Below are 15,904 nucleotides of genomic sequence, written 5' to 3' on the forward strand. Positions count from 1 at the left end.
TGTAGGGCCTGTAGGGCCTGTCCCTCCCGTTGGGCCTGTTGGTAGAGTAAATGGTGGAATTGGTGGAAGTGTAGGACCAATTAAATTTGAATTAAATGCATTAGCTTGAAGTATTTTGTTTTTATCAAACATGTAACTACCTCCTACAGATATACTTTATTATAGGAATATATACAATTAGCCTTCATAAAATTTATTTATCACCATATAATATGCTACATCTTTACTATTGTGTGTTTTGTGATGATCCAATGATAGTATTTGTGTATTAATAGTAAATTTGGTTCTGGCGCAAAGAGTGCACCCATTCGAAAGAGGTATATAGAATTTTAATGAAGCCTGTTCTTGTGGGTATTTCACAACATGCCTATCAAATTAAGCGATTTTAATAACCCTAAGTAGAAAAAATACGCTATTCTTTCTGTAGAATCATAGGAAAGGATGGCGTTTTTTATGTCTGTTTCTGTGTATGACAAATTACAACTATTTGCTCAAGAGATTCAAAGTTTTTTATCTCCAAATACCTTACGGGATCTTGCAAAAGATGCTGGCTTTGTACAACGAACCAGTAAGTACCAAGCAAAAGATTTAGTAGCTTTATGTGTATGGTTGAGCCAAAATATAGCTATGACTTCTTTAACTCAGTTATCTAGCTGTTTAGAAGCATCAACAGAAGTACTCATCAGTCCTGAGGGACTGAATCAACGGTTTAATAAGGCGGCCGTCCAACTTTTACAACACCTACTAGCCGAACTACTAAGCAAAAAATTGGCCGCATCTATGCAGATTTCTTCTCCATACACTTCTGTTTTCAAGCGTATTCGTATTTTAGATTCAACTGCATTTCAACTCCCGGATATATTTTCATCGGTTTATCCAGGTGCAGGAGGATGCAGCCATACAGCTGGGATAAAAATTCAACTTGAGTATGATTTGTTAAGTGGACAGTTTCTACATATTCATACAGGTCCAGGTAAACATCATGATTGCACTTACGGCTCTCTGTGTGCCCCAACTGTGACAGCGAATGATTTATGTATCCGAAATTTAGGTTATTTTCATTTAAAAGACCTTCAATATATACCAGATAAAGAGGCCTACTATATCTCTCGTATCAAGTCGAATACACGTATTTATCAAAAAAATCCTAATCCTGATTATTTTCAAGACGGAAGAATTAAGAAAGGTACAGAGTATATACAGATAGATATGGAGACGTTAATGAGCTCCCTTCAACCAGGACAAACATGTGAAATAGCTGATGCTTATGTAGGAATGACTGATAAAGTCCCAACTCGTGTGATTGTTCATCGACTAACAAAAGAACAACAACAAAAACGATTACAAGATCAAGTTGTAAGAGAAAAAAGAAATAATCTTGCTTATCATTGACGTAACACGGGCTTAGCTTGATAGCGATGGGGTACCGCCACATACCCATCAAGCTAAAGATGTATATTCCATGCACTTCTTTTCTTGATGCTCACATGCTTGATATTTTTATTTGTTTTTAAAGTTTGCTTTTGATTAAAAGGGAAAATACACGCTATAAAAATAAAACCCCAATTTCTCTATATTAAAATTGAGAAATTGGGGTTTAGTCACGTAATAATATTTTTTATTTAAAACAAGTAACTGATTAATAATCCTGCCGATAATAAAAAGCCAAAAATCGTATTTGTCATCGCTGTTGATTTCATTGCGATGCGCATATACCCGGGATCCTTTGCACCTTTTTGGAAACTTTGAATGGCAGAGATTGGCTTTCTCAAACCTAGGAACATAACTAATGCCCAAGGGCTTATATAACCCATCAATACAATCACAGCGATCCATAAATAAGCAATGAAAAAGGCTACAGCTAATGTTACTATTGCTTTTTCTCTCCCAAGGAGGATTACTAATGTCTTTCTTCCACCTTTAATATCTTCTTCGATATCTCGGATGTTATTCGACATGTTGATTGCACCGACTAAAATTCCAATTGGAATGGAAATTAATACACTTTCAATCGTTATCGTATTCGTTTGAATAAAGAAAGCAATGAGTACAAAACATGTCCCCATTAACAATCCAGAAACTAATTCTCCAAATGGAGTGTACGCAATTGGTAATGGACCACCTGTATATAAATAGCCAACCGCCATTCCAATTAAACCAATAACGACTAACCACCAGCTGCTATTCATACAAATATAAATGCCAATAAATGCTGCTACTACATACAATAAAAGCGCAACTGTTAACACATTTTTTGGTTTCAATCCATGACGGACAATTCCACCACCGATGCCAACAGAATCAGCGGTATCTAATCCACGTTTGAAATCATAGTACTCATTAAATAAGTTCGTTGCTATTTGCAATGCTAAACATGCAACCATCATCGCAATAAATAAAAGCCAATGAATTTCGGCAACATAAAGTGATGCCACTGTCCCTAAAATTACAGGAGAAAACGTCGCCGTTAACGTATGCGGGCGCGTCATCTTCCATATTAATTTAGCGGAACTAATTTCTTTTTCTGTCCCCATAAATCTGTTCAATCTCCCTACATTTTAAGTATAAATTACTAGCAGTATCTTTCTATCTGTTTTCTGCTTCGCATCTATTATATCAAAAAAAGAATTGGCGATAGAACTTTAATGCTCTTGTTTGCACGATAACTTTGCATCAAAATATCGTTTTTTCTAATATGGGGTACAGTTGCATGCCCATCAACTTAAGAATTTCATAATACCCCCAAAACAAAAAAATTGTACATTTTCACCTGGATATGCTAATTTTCTCGTTTTGGGGTATTTTCTTTTCTTAGGTTGCTCGACTTGGACTAGCAATTGTACCTGCCGAACCGCCAAAAACTGCTAATAATTAAAAAAACTTTTTACATAACAATTTAACTCCTCGTAGTTTTCTACTAAGAGTTAAATTGTTCAAAGGGTATTCCATTTGAGGTTTAATCAAATTATGTTCTCAAATGAAATTTTGAGGTACACATTCACGAACACCGGAATTTTTCAATGAGTTAAATAAAGCTGCACTGATTCTTAATAGGACGTTGTTATCAGTTCCATCTTCTAAATCATAGATTACAAAGTATGCATTATCGACTGTAAAAATACATTTTCGTTCTAATTTAAATCCAGGTGGTACAGTTGGAAATTCATCACTTGGTACAATTACAGGTGTATCACCTTCATCTCTGATAAGATTGAAAGTTTGCTCGTCAATTTCGTAGATATTAACTGGATCAATTTCTACACCTTTATCTGGAATTGTAATTTCATCTTCAACTAATAAGAAAAAACGTTGGTTTCGAAAATTGAAAAGAGATCTTGCTCCAATTTCAAATGATGCCACTTTATATTCACCTCCTTTGCAACTTTTTTATCGATTTAAAGTTACCTTCATATGGTATGTCAGATTAATAGATTTGGTTACGGCTTGTACTACGCAAACTACTAAATTAAGAGTTTTATCATATATGAATTATTGATAACTCCCGCTAACGAGAATTATGTAAATGAGCTGTCCAAACGGATGGCTTATTTTATTTTTGCTTAGCTTGATTTTTTCCCAAATGCTGGCGATACCCCATGCCCAACTTAAGAAATTGGTAGTTCCCCAAAACGAAGAGAATTTTCGTTTTGAGGACACTTCAAAATATTAGCTTGAGGGCATGGGACTGAACCCCTAATGCTTTATTTTAATAATAATTCTTTTCATACAATAAAACCCAGTTATCAGTCTAAACCATTTTTTAGATCTAACAATAACAAGTGTACATTTTTACCTATCAGATAGTCTCTTTTATTCTAATTTCTTCATTTCTTTCAGCCGTTCTATATCCTTTTCTGAAGCCTTTTCTATTTTATACAATTCATAGCTACCCTTTGTCTCATTTATCACTACAAATTCAATTTCATTCCGAATATAGCTTTTAGTTTTCCCTTTTTATAACCAATAACATTATCTAATATAGTTTTTCCACTATCTTTTTTATATAAATTATAGCTAACAGGTGGACGTCCAATTACATACTTATTATCAGAAAATCCGACTATATCATCCCTTCCTAATCCTGTCGAAACACTCCAGACAAAAATAATCTGAAATATAGAAAAAACAACAATAGCACATATGAAAAAAAATAGGATTGATTTAAAAAATAACTTTAAAGATATCCTGTCCAAAAATATTCCCTCCCATTTCACCTCGGGATAGCAAGAACAAAACGTGAATTTCGTACGCTAAGAAACCGAATTTTTTATATTTTTGAAATCAGTCCCCCGTCAGTGCCATAAGAAAAGAGTTACCGCAGTAACCCTATTGCTTATAATATACGTCACTAGGAAAAGCTATGGATGAATAAAGTCAATCTATGAAATTTCCCACAATCTTTTAACCTCCACCAATTCCTGTCCATTGAATTCCATTCTATATATATCTGGCTTTGATGTCTGTAGTAAAAAATTCAAATCATACTTACTGTCATAATACCCCATCATCAACGTCATAATAGCTCCATGAGTGCCTACTACTACTTTCTGTCCTCGATAGGTGTTTAATAATTCTTTTAAGACTTTTATAGCACGTTTCTGACAGTCGACATTAGACTCTCCTCCCGTTAAAGCAAAGTCGGGGTCTAAAAATGACTTTTCTATCAAAGGAAATAATTCTTTATCCGACATTCGTTCCTCTTCAGCAATAAAAATTCTCTCTTTTAATTCTTCAAATACTAAAACTTCTTGTCCTATTTGCTTCGCTAACTGCTGAACAGTTAGAATTGAACGATTGTATGGACTCGAGATAACAACGTCGATTCCCTCACCTTGTAATATATCTGTTATTCGTTGAACATCTAATTTCCCTTTTTCGGTTAATCCTCTTGATGCTTCTTTTCCAAACTTTGGTGAATCTCCGTGTCTAACCATATATATGAAAGTTTTCATAATTACCTCCAGTTTTTTTAGGTTTCTTTATTCTGTATATAGCTTATATTAATTAAAAAGAACTTTCCCAATGAGCATAACTAATAATTACTATAAATCCTTCTGCATGCGATATCTTAAATACCTTCCTTTACAATTCCGTGAATGTAAATGTATGAAAACAAAAGAACACGTAAAATGGAGAGCTAAAAAATACGAGTTCTGTTCTAGCTCGTATTTCATTTTCTAATTAATAATTCGTTTGCATATTCACGAGCCCAATGATCGGCGTCTAATACTGTTTCCAAATCTGGATTTGCAATGCTATGATGAGCTTCAAGAGTAGAATAAATTGTTTTTTCAATATCAAAAAATGAAATTTTATTTTGTAAATATAGCGCATTTGCAATTTCATTTGCTGCATTTAAGACAGCTGGTGTTGTACCACCAATTTTTCCTGATTCATACGCATAATGTAAGCAAGGGAATTTTTTGAAATTTGGTTTTTCAAAGTGTAGGCTAGCTATCTCTAGTAGATTTAATTTTTTATAATTTGATTGTAATCTAGTTGGATAATGAAATGCATACTGAATCGGCATTCTCATGTCAGGGGCACCGAGCTGTGCCATGATGGATCCGTCTATAAATTCAACTAAGGAATGAATAACACTTTCTTTATGAATTAAAACATCAATTTTCTCATACCGGATATCAAATAACCAACGTGCTTCCATGACTTCAAAGCCTTTGTTCATTAATGTAGCTGAATCAATGGTTAGTTTTGCTCCCATTAACCAGTTGGGATGCTTTAAGGCATCTTTAGCTTGTAAGATTTCCATTTCCTCACGCGTTTTATCTCGAAATGCACCGCCTGAAGCAGTAACAATAAGCCTCTCAATTTCTTGAGTATTTTCCCCATTTAAACATTGAAAAATGGCAGAGTGCTCACTATCTACTGGAATTAAGCGGCAGCCGTTTCGTTTCGCTAAATCTGTCACAATATGCCCTGCTGCAACTAATGTTTCTTTGTTCGCAATTGCTATATCTTTTTTCGCTTTTAATGCTTCAATTGTTGGAAGGAGACCAGAGACACCGACAACTGCAGATAATACAAGATTAGAATCAGGGTAAGTTGCAACTTCAATTAATCCATCTGTTCCATATGTGACTTTTGTGTCCGTAGAAATTCGCTTCCGAAGTGCATCTGCTAAATCTTTTGTGCTTACGCTTACAATCTGAGGGTGAAATGTATGTATTTGTTGTTCGAGAAGGTCAATATTGTGATTTGCTGTTAAACCAATAATTTTAAAATGTTCTGGATGAGAAGTGACTACATCTAATGCAGACGTACCAATTGAGCCAGTTGAACCAAGAATTGAAATATATTTTACCATGATAATTCCTCCAAAGTTGTATAATCCCTCTTTACACACTTATTCTACGATTCTATAGAAAGAATAGTGTATATTTCATTTTAGGTATTATATTATATTGAAATTTTATTCAATCTTTCCTGTGATTGACTACTAGTTCTAACAAACAGACCGTTATATAGGAAAAATGCCCCTATTATTACAATCATACCAATATAAACAGACATCATCGTAGGAATTAAGAATGCACCGACGATAATAGTCATTCTTGCAATTAGGTCCGCCCCAATATCTGATAGGCCCGCAAAGGCTGAATATGATCCTCTCTTGTCAGCCGGAATCATATTAGCTTGTTCTGCATTTCTGATTGGTGAGTAGACAAGTTCACCAACAGTAGCAATAAAGTTAAAAATAATTAGTACGTACCAAGTGTTTGAAGATGTTACTGCCACATAGCCTATCCCATAGAGCACAAGACCTAAAAGTAACGCTTTTTTCCCACTTATATGATCTGTAAATCTATTTATAATAAATGTTAAACATACTACTAAGAGCATATTTTGTATGTTAAGAATACTTAGCATCCTCACTCCTACTATTTCAAAGTTCCCAATGCTTATTGGATTGAATGTTTCTGAAAGTCGTACACCAATATAACTGTTTAAAGAAAACTCTGCTGCAAATATGCAGGTAGACCCTATTACAACTCTTAAAAATGCTCTATCTTGAATAGCAATCTTATAATGTTGAATTAGATCAAGTACTATATTTTCCTGCCTTTTTTCTAAGCATTCTTTAACTTCTGTAACTAGCCAAATTTTATAAGCGATCGGTACTGTAGCAGAAACACAAGTCAGTAGTATAAACAACTCTTGTTGATGATTAATGTACAAAAAACCTCCTAATGCTGCACCAATTGCCATAGAAAGATTCATAAGCCAATAGTCAATTGTATAGACAGCCTTTCGATTTTCCGGTGTAGTTGAGTCTATGATGATAGCCTGCATGGATGGACGCCCAAGACTGCTAGTTATTATAAAACCTACATAAGCGATTGCAAATAACCAAATCATCTTATCTGTCGGATATAAGCTTAAAGTCATGAATAAAAACATCAAAGTACTAGAAAAAGAAGTTAACAATAAGATTTTCTTTCTTTGAAATCGATCTGAAATGTAACCTCCAATTAAATTTGAAAAAAAACTTAACATAACCGTTAAGATTAAAAATAAACCAGCCCATACTTTATTTATTTCTTGAGCAAAAAACAATGCCATAAAGGGCATTACTGCTGATGTAACAGCACGATTAAAAAATGATGTAATTAAGCGTACTTTTATATTTTGTTCAAATTCTTTCCAATTCATCGTATCTCCTCCCCTTGTCTAATGTTATATTAAACTAGACTTATCAAATTAAAAATGGACACCTTCAGAAAAACATGTCCACTTATAAAAGGAGATAGGAAAATGGATAAAACTTTACTAAACCTATGGCAATCATTTTCTTCTGGAAATATAAAAATACAAGACCTAGCAGATTTTTTAAATTTAAGTACAAAGCAAACAGTACGTTACTTACATAAATGGATGGATGAAGGTTGGCTAACGTTCATTTCTGGAAAGGGTAGAGGAAACCCCTCCTCTCTCCAATGGTTGAAAAATATAGAACAAATCTATGAGTCACAAGTAATGGAAATTATGGACCAACAGCCTGTTGAAAAAAGTAGTAAATATTTACTATATAATTGGTCTCCAAACAGTAAACTACGCTTAATGACTAAGTTTCATTCAAAATTTGGCTATATACATAATTCAGATGACAAATTAATTATTCCTAGAAGGAAGCCCTTTTTAACAACACATCCGCTCGAAGCTGCCGATGTACATAGTGCACGTATTGTTGCGAATGTTTTTAATCGACTTGTTTATATGGATGAAAAGGGGAACATATTCCCTGAAATAGCTCACAGTTGGGATTTAACTCAATCTACGCTTAGACTATATTTAAAAAAGTCTATAAAATTTCATGATGGATCCATTTTAACAGCGTCTGATGTGAAATTATGTCTCTCAAAATTACGCAGTCATACATACTATAAAGACTTATGGGCACCCATAGAAAAAATAAAAGTTGTATCACCATTAATTATTGATATACATTACCCAAAGGGGTGTAGTTATTGTTTACAAATGTTATGTATGATAAATACAAGTATTTATAAAGAAAATAACGGTCAAATCATAGGAAGCGGTGGTTTTTATATAGGAGAGAATAGCCTGGAGAAAACATCATTGATAGCATTTCATGATTATTTTCAAGAAAGACCTTTGCTAGATACAGTAGAATTCATTCAGGTCCCTCTGGAATTTGATACTATTTATCAATCTTCCAAACACCATAAATGTAATTCTACTTTTCAAGTAGAAAGGAATTCCGGTTTTGGCGTTATAATTATGAATGCTTGGCGCGATTCTTCCATTCAGCACATAGATGTTCGTAATTACTTACATTCTATTATCGCTAACAATATAAATCATATTCATGAATATGATTCTCAAAAAATCCCAAATATTAAAAGCTGTTTAAAAGACATAGATCATCAAATCAATATCCCAAAAAGAAAACGTCCTGAATTTAAAGAACCACTTATTATAAAAGCTACTCAGTATACAGAAGCAACCACAAAATGGTTAATGAATATCTTAGAAAAAGAAAATATACCTTTTCAAGTTAAATGGGTTCCATTTGAAAACTATCTTAGGGATGAAAAACTTAATGAACAAGTCGACCTTTTTATTCATGGTGAAGTATTCGAGATGAATCAAGAGATATCATTTTATTATTTTTTAACAGCTAGATATTCACCATTGGCTAAAGTTTTAAAAACAAATAAATCACTAAGAAACCAACTATCTAAATACAAACATACACATTTTAAAGAGTGGTCTTTACTAAATAAGAATCTTGAAAAAGAACTGATAGAATCCTCTATTATGATTCCCTTATACTATGATACACGTCAAATTCCTTTTTCATCAGATTTAACGAATATTAAGATGAAATATTTTGGGTATGTGGATTTTTCTCAACTTTGGATAAGACCTTTAATTTAAAAATCGCAAGAAACCTAATCCAGTAGAAGCAGGCGATTTGTGTTTATGTAATCTTGGTTACTTCAATTTAGGAGACTTACAAACTATTCATGATAACAGGTCTACTACATCTCGCGGTTGAAGCTACATACACAGATTTATATCAAGAACCCTGAGCCAGTTTTGAGCATTAGGCTTACTTTTCTCCAAAAACTTTTCTGGACTTATAGCTAGCTTTATTATCTTTATTTACAAGGAACTGGTTATGACAACTACATTCAATTTTTCAAAAGAAAATCCGTTGCTCAAATGCGAACAACGGACCTTCTTTATATGAACCAATGTAAAACATCCTCAGCAATCTCTTCCGGTCTATCCCAATGCATTAAGTGCCCTGTATCTCTATAGAGCTTAGTCGTAATATCAATATGCTTCCTAAATTCTGCAATTTGCAATTCCCTTATTTCTAAATAATTATGTGGGAGATCACAATACAATAATAAAATATCATTTTTAATTTCATGCGATTTCAACGTTTTATACACCGTATATTGAAACTTAATTACACTTCTAGCGGTATCGCCAGTAGCATGCCATTTCACTTTATTATCTTCTTCTCGCATTAAGTCATAAACCGCACGTTCTATTAATGGTGACCACCTGCTGTAAACCATTTTTTCTGATTGGATGAATGCTTCTTTACTGTCAAAAATGTATTCATCAAAATCTTTTTCGTAATGGGTGATTTCTTCTTCTAATGATCGCGGTGGACACTCTCCTTCTTTCGCACCTTTATATAGCTTCGCAAAATAATCTGCATTCATTTTGCCATGATGATAACCACCATCTAACAATACCATTTTATTCACTTTTTCTGGACATTCTGCTGCATAGTGAAGCGCAACGCTTGCTCCCCATGAATGTGCTACTATATGAAATGTTTCTTTTCCTAGCTGCTCAAGTAATGCTACTACCCATTTTGTTAAATGAGATGCACCGTAATCTTCATCCTTCCCGAAACTTGGTGTTTTCCCATGTCCAGGTAGATCAAACGATACAATATGAAATTTATCTTTTAAAAGTTCCGCTATTTCTATAAAACTTAATTTTGTACTTCCTAGACCATGAAAACAAATGATTTGAGGATTACTTTTATCTCCCCATTCACAAACACTTGCTTCATATTCACCAAATTCTACAAAAAAGTGATTCATTTTTAATCTCCTCTAATTGTTAGATATAAATTAGTTTGAATGTAAAATTGTTTTTTCATAATAAATAAATTCAACAAAATTATCCAAATCCATTTTTCGTAAATAATTTTTATAGAATACGAGAGTTAGAAAGCACCAAATGCTTATCATTTCAGTTAATGGTTAGACTACATCTTCACGCCTATGAAATTAATATAGTTTAATAATTGTACTATACGTCTATCGTAAGTGTGATTTTTCAAAGTTTTATCCAGTCCATTTTTTGCTATTTGTTTTCTTTCTTGTACATGTTCCAAATAATACTCCGCTTTTTGTATAAACTCCCGTGCACTATTAAAAGTTTCTATTTCAACACCTGGTATGTAATGCTTTGCTACATCTGGTCGTATATCAGTTAATTGAAAAGAACCTACAGCATTGATTTCAAAAGTCCTATTATTTACTGAATATGCTTGGATGTTTGCGGCATTACAATTCAATTCTTTATCATTTGGTGAACGGTGTAAATTTATATTGATTTTAGTCGATACGTAAAATTGCAATGCATCCTCATACTTCGCAAGTGGCAATAGTTGTATTTTATCCTTTAATCTTTCATAATTCTTTAACTTCTCCCAACCGAACCCCACAATTTTTATATTTTTTTCTGCTAAATACTCTGAAATAGAATCAACAAAGGTAAGTCTATTTTCAAATGCTGTGCCTATAAAACTAAGATCATACTTATATGTATCTTCTTTCTGAGAAGGTTTAAACACATCTTGATTTGCTGCTAACGGAAGATGAAACACATTCTTACATCCTAACCCTCTATAAAACTTGATACAATTTAAATCTTGCGTAAATATGTAAACATAATACGGCACAAGATGTTGTGTTACATCCGTATAATACGGATCATCTGTCAGCCAAAGTCCAGTAGTAAAACCCGCACTCTTTAGTACTGGCATGACACTAATAATTCCCTCGTTTAAACCACCGAGTACCAAAATAAAATCCGGTTTCATTTTTAATGCGGTTTCTATCGCTCTTTCTGGGTTCACCATAATTGTATTACTGTTTACCTTTTGTAAACTATTCAAAATTGCTGCTTCGATCATTGGGTAATAAAAAGGAATTCCTGATTGAATAAATAAAATTTTCTTAGGCGTATTGTCTTTCATGTCATCCCCCCTATTTCTACATAATCAAAGTGCACGAAAATTAGCAGTCTTTATTCATTTTATGACATCTTACTTTACATGTATAAGCAACGTTTATGTCCATTATGTTGCACTTCCCTCATTTTAGAAGCTGTCACGAAAGGAATAAAATTAGGTTATATTCAGCCCAATTATTAAACATAGAGAATGAATACATAAAAAAAAAGAGCCTGCTCGTATAAGTTGGCTCTTTCTCTTTTACAATATCTAATACGCTATACAGCAAAAAAACTATGATTACGGTCAAATTACTTCCAAACAACACCTCGCCGCTCATATTCCATTCTATATTCAACAGCAGCTGCAATTTTAGAACTTGCGAATCTTTCCGTGATCCAAAGTCCTAAATCAACTCCTGAAGTAACTCCTCTTGCGTTAATAACATTCCCTTGATCCACAATTCTGTAAGGAAGCAGTTCTGCTCCATATTCACTCATTTCATTCTGCGCCAAATGATGCATTGTCGCCTTTTTATCATTCAATATACCGGATGCAGCTAGTAACATACCTCCAGTACAAACTCCAGCAACGATCGTTCCTTCATTGTGCATCTCTCTAATTATTTTAGTCAAAGTACCAAGCTCAGCTTCCTTTCGCGCCCCATGTTCAGCTTTATGATTCCAGCCACCACCAGGCACAATTAATAAATCTGGACGATTATCCATTCGTAAAAAATCATGTAGTTTGATCGTAACTCCGAACGAAGTAGTAACTTCTTGTTTTCGTTCACTTGATACGAGTTCAACCGTAAATGGAGCCCCTTCTTCTATCGCTCTTTTCAGTACTTCAAAAGGTGCAAAGGAGACAAGTTCTCCGAAACCGTCAAACAATACAATTTGTATTTTCATTTTTTGAACACCTCATATACTTTCTTTTTCGCATCCAAAATTAGAAGAATAAATGTTATCTACAAATTAACAATGATGATAGTCTTTCTCCTCTTCTTTTATAAACTCTCAAATGTTCTACTAATGCACTCTCGTCACCTAATAGACTCATCGTCTTTTTAACAAAGTTCCAATTTAGACTACCGGATAACCACAGCAACGAAGACAGTCTTTTATAATCCTTTAAAGTTAAAATGTTATTAGCTCCATACCCTTCTAAAAATGCTCTAGCAACTTTCGAACATACTTCATGCGACTCTATTCCTTCTGTCCGGGAATACCATTTTATTAAAAAGGCTAAACCTTCAATACGATCTACATATCCAATCGATTCAAAATCTACAATCCCTTTTACACATTGATTCGAATCCCATATGACATTTAAAGGATTTAAATCAGTTTGTACAATAAACTCCAAATCACTCGTATGTGCGCATTCTATATGATACTTAGCTAAATCCATATATCTCTGCAATTCCTTGCGTGTACCACCTTTATTTTCTAATAATCTTATAAACTCACCATATCCATCTAAATGAGATTTCTTTTGAAAAATCGGGCTTTGAAACGTACTAGAAATATCATGTATCTTTCTTGCTTCCTTTCCAAAGACTTCTGCCATCGTTTCTGTGAAATAAGTGACATGTTCCCCTTCCGTCCAAGTAGACAATACAAACCGGTACTGTTCCTCATTCCAAGTGAGTAATGTAAAGGACTCTCCCGCCCTATTCTCCTTAATCTGCATAAATGGAATTCCATGCTCTCGTAAATAATACGTAAACCGTACTTGCTCTTTCAATTGTTCATTTGATAACGTCCCAAAGGCCGGATTGATTGTTCGATCGCTATTTATAAACCGTGCTGAGTACCGATCTCCATTTACGATGATTTTATAGTGTAGATCGGTATGCCAACTGTTCGTATGTAGTTCTTCTTCAACTATTAATGTACGAATTTCTTTAAAATAGTTCATTAATACATCTTTAATTATATGTTTCATCCTTTTTTCCTTTCATGTGAAAATTTTTATTACAAACTACTTTTTATAACCACTATCTCGATTATTATAAAAACCAAATTTTATTCATTATTAACTATCAATAGTGTTTTATATGTATAAATTTAATAAAAGGGGATGACTATTCTAACTATATCATCCTTACATAATATTCTACATTTGTTGAGATAGTTGTTGTAAACCAATGTAGTGGTGACTATCTATAGAAAAAAGAGCCAATCCCCTATACAATAGAAGATTGGCTCTTTCCTTTATTTACTCCCCTGTTTCAGAAAACCGTTTTATACGTTCTCCAATTTCATCGCGAACACGTTGAAATTCAGACCACTCTTTTCCTGCTGGATCATCGAATCCCCAGTGTACACGATTAACGTGCGGAGGTGTGGAAGGACAAACAGAATCTGCATGACTACAAAGGGTAACAACTAAATCAGCGTTATTTAAAATATTTGAATCGATTATATCCGATGTTTGATTCGTTATATCAATATTTACTTCATTCATTGCTTTAATAGCATTTGGATTTACTCCGTGTGCTTCAATTCCTGCAGAATATACATTCCACTTATCACCTACATATTGTTTGCCCCATGCTTCTGCCATTTGGCTTCGGCATGAATTTCCTGTGCATAAGAAATAGACTGTCTTTTTGTTTTCCATGTTGTTTTCCGCCTTTGTTTTTAAATTATACTGGTTGATCATTAAAATATTTACGCTTAAACCAAAAAGCGACATTTACAAGTGCAATCATTACAGGTACTTCCACTAACGGACCAATAACAGCTGCAAATGCTGCGCCTGAATGAATACCAAACACACCAACTGCTACAGCAATTGCTAACTCAAAGTTATTACTACCTGCTGTAAATGCTAACGTTGTAGTCACCGGATAGTTTGCACCAATTTTTCTTCCCATAAAGAAAGAAACAAAAAACATGACAATAAAATAGATTAATAACGGAATTGCTATTCTTACTACATCTAATGGTACGCTAACAATCATTTCCCCTTTTAAAGAGAACATAATGATGATTGTAAATAGTAGTGCCAGCAATGTAAGTGGACTAATCTTCGGTATAAACACCTTTTCATACCACTGTCTTCCTTTTAACTTAACGAGTACAAAGCGTGTCAACATACCTGCTATAAAAGGAATTCCCAAATAGATAAATACGGATTTCGCTACTTCTATCATTGTAATATCAACAATAGCCCCTTCAATCCCTAACCATTCTGGAATGACTGTTACAAACACGTATGCATAAACGGAGAAGAATAACATTTGAAATACTGAGTTAAAAGCTACTAAACCTGCAGCATACTCTTTATCCCCATCTGCAAGGTCGTTCCAAACAATTACCATTGCAATACAGCGTGCTAAACCAATCATAATGAGCCCGACCATGTATTCTGGCTTATCAGGAAGAAAAATAATTGCTAAAACAAACATAAGTACAGGTCCGATAATCCAGTTTTGTACTAAAGATAAAACCAATACTTTTACATCTTTAAATACACGGCCCATTTCCTCGTAACGAACTTTCGCTAATGGTGGATACATCATGACAATTAAACCGACAGCGAGCGGAATAGACGTCGTTCCAACTTGTAATGTATTCAGTCCGTCTACTACACTAGGAAACACAAACCCTAAACCAATCCCAACAGCCATAGCTAGAAAAATCCATAGTGTTAAATATCGATCTAGAAAAGATAAACGTTTCATTTTATTTTCCATCTCCTATTAACAACAAGAATTTTTTTCTACTACGTTAGAAGTCGTGCAACAAGAAGGCTCTTCAATTTTATGAACATCACTATGTGCTTTCGTATAAAAGAATTCCCACTCGTTCCCATCAGGATCTGTTACCCAAAACTTATCTTGAACTGCATAGCAACAAGTCGTATCCATTTCATCACGCGCAAAGAAACCTTCTTTTTCTAACCTTTCTTTATGTAATGTAATTTCTTCAGCTGTATCCACTTGGAAACCGAAATGATTTACTTGATTTCCCTTCACTTCATCTCTTACGTTCAGTGTAAAATTAAGTCCTGGCGTCTCTAATAAAAATTTTGCATAATCCACTTTCACCTTAACTGGTGACACACCAAATACCTTTTCGTAAAATTCAATAGACTTCTCTAAATCCGTAACATTTATACCAACGTGAACATATCTCATAG

The 15,904-nt window shown here is 33.8% G+C and carries 14 protein-coding genes and 2 pseudogenes; 2 read left to right on the forward strand and 14 right to left on the reverse strand.

Annotated elements, in window-relative coordinates; genetic code table 11:
- Window positions 1-132, reverse strand: a 132-nt coding sequence (locus DT250_RS32590) for an exosporium leader peptide-containing protein (RefSeq protein WP_149212255.1), incomplete at its 3' end; no start/stop codon positions are given.
- A 321-nt stretch (window positions 133-453) separates the two neighbouring features.
- On the opposite strand from DT250_RS32590, the pseudogene DT250_RS00010 reads away from it, so the two are divergent.
- Window positions 454-1,386 (forward strand): annotated as a pseudogene (locus tag DT250_RS00010) (IS4 family transposase); the annotation flags it as partial.
- A 236-nt stretch (window positions 1,387-1,622) separates the two neighbouring features.
- Here DT250_RS00010 and menA read toward each other — a convergent pair.
- The 6 genes and pseudogenes from menA to DT250_RS00040 form a co-directional block, all read right to left on the reverse strand.
- Entirely contained in the window at window positions 1,623-2,534 is a 912-nt protein-coding gene (menA, locus tag DT250_RS00015; RefSeq protein WP_149212256.1) for a 1,4-dihydroxy-2-naphthoate polyprenyltransferase, read from the reverse strand.
- Between the two features lie 439 nt (window positions 2,535-2,973).
- Window positions 2,974-3,360, reverse strand: coding sequence for a hypothetical protein (locus DT250_RS00020; RefSeq protein WP_000135755.1), 387 nt, complete (start codon window positions 3,358-3,360; stop codon window positions 2,974-2,976).
- A 450-nt stretch (window positions 3,361-3,810) separates the two neighbouring features.
- A pseudogene (locus DT250_RS00025) lies at window positions 3,811-4,193 on the reverse strand (hypothetical protein).
- Window positions 4,194-4,379: 186 nt separating this feature from the next.
- Window positions 4,380-4,952 carry a histidine phosphatase family protein gene (locus DT250_RS00030; protein WP_098858021.1) on the reverse strand — a complete coding sequence of 191 codons (573 nt, stop codon included), beginning with the start codon at window positions 4,950-4,952 and terminating at the stop codon, window positions 4,380-4,382.
- A 218-nt stretch (window positions 4,953-5,170) separates the two neighbouring features.
- Window positions 5,171-6,325, reverse strand: a complete 1,155-nt coding sequence (locus DT250_RS00035; protein WP_098858020.1) for a 1-deoxy-D-xylulose-5-phosphate reductoisomerase — start codon at window positions 6,323-6,325, stop codon at window positions 5,171-5,173.
- A gap of 92 nt (window positions 6,326-6,417) precedes the next feature.
- Window positions 6,418-7,671: an MDR family MFS transporter gene (locus tag DT250_RS00040; protein ID WP_149212257.1), complete on the reverse strand. Its 1,254-nt coding sequence runs from the start codon at window positions 7,669-7,671 to the stop codon at window positions 6,418-6,420.
- 102 nt (window positions 7,672-7,773) lie between these two features.
- Between DT250_RS00040 and DT250_RS00045 the strand changes: the two genes are divergently transcribed.
- The gene (locus DT250_RS00045) at window positions 7,774-9,420 is read left to right on the forward strand and encodes an ABC transporter substrate-binding protein (protein ID WP_149212258.1); all 1,647 of its coding nucleotides are present in this window, start codon (window positions 7,774-7,776) and stop codon (window positions 9,418-9,420) included.
- Between the two features lie 308 nt (window positions 9,421-9,728).
- On the opposite strand, the gene DT250_RS00055 is transcribed toward DT250_RS00045, so the two are convergent.
- The 7 genes from DT250_RS00055 to DT250_RS00085 all read right to left on the reverse strand — a co-directional run bounded on the left by DT250_RS00055 (window position 9,729) and on the right by DT250_RS00085 (window position 15,902).
- On the reverse strand, window positions 9,729-10,613 hold the full coding sequence (locus DT250_RS00055; protein ID WP_149212259.1) for an alpha/beta fold hydrolase: 885 nt from the start codon (window positions 10,611-10,613) through the stop codon (window positions 9,729-9,731).
- Between the two features lie 167 nt (window positions 10,614-10,780).
- The gene (locus DT250_RS00060) at window positions 10,781-11,776 is read right to left on the reverse strand and encodes a CgeB family protein (protein ID WP_149212260.1); all 996 of its coding nucleotides are present in this window, start codon (window positions 11,774-11,776) and stop codon (window positions 10,781-10,783) included.
- A 287-nt stretch (window positions 11,777-12,063) separates the two neighbouring features.
- Window positions 12,064-12,663, reverse strand: coding sequence for a DJ-1/PfpI family protein (locus DT250_RS00065; protein WP_088063944.1), 600 nt, complete (start codon window positions 12,661-12,663; stop codon window positions 12,064-12,066).
- A 55-nt stretch (window positions 12,664-12,718) separates the two neighbouring features.
- Complete coding sequence (locus tag DT250_RS00070; RefSeq protein ID WP_149212261.1) at window positions 12,719-13,702, reverse strand: phosphotransferase enzyme family protein; 984 nt, start codon at window positions 13,700-13,702, stop codon at window positions 12,719-12,721.
- Window positions 13,703-13,975: 273 nt separating this feature from the next.
- Window positions 13,976-14,380 (reverse strand): arsenate reductase (thioredoxin), encoded by a 405-nt coding sequence (gene arsC, locus DT250_RS00075; protein ID WP_088063945.1) that lies wholly within the window; start codon window positions 14,378-14,380, stop codon window positions 13,976-13,978.
- 25 nt (window positions 14,381-14,405) lie between these two features.
- A complete protein-coding gene (gene arsB, locus DT250_RS00080; protein ID WP_046954878.1) occupies window positions 14,406-15,446 on the reverse strand; it encodes an ACR3 family arsenite efflux transporter in 1,041 nt (346 codons plus the stop codon).
- An 18-nt stretch (window positions 15,447-15,464) separates the two neighbouring features.
- Window positions 15,465-15,902, reverse strand: a complete 438-nt coding sequence (locus DT250_RS00085) for an ArsI/CadI family heavy metal resistance metalloenzyme (protein ID WP_087984492.1) — start codon at window positions 15,900-15,902, stop codon at window positions 15,465-15,467.
- Window positions 15,903-15,904 lie beyond the last annotated feature (2 nt).

It is taken from the genome of Bacillus sp. AR2-1 (assembly GCF_008368755.1).
GTDB lineage: Bacteria > Bacillota > Bacilli > Bacillales > Bacillaceae_G > Bacillus_A > Bacillus_A wiedmannii.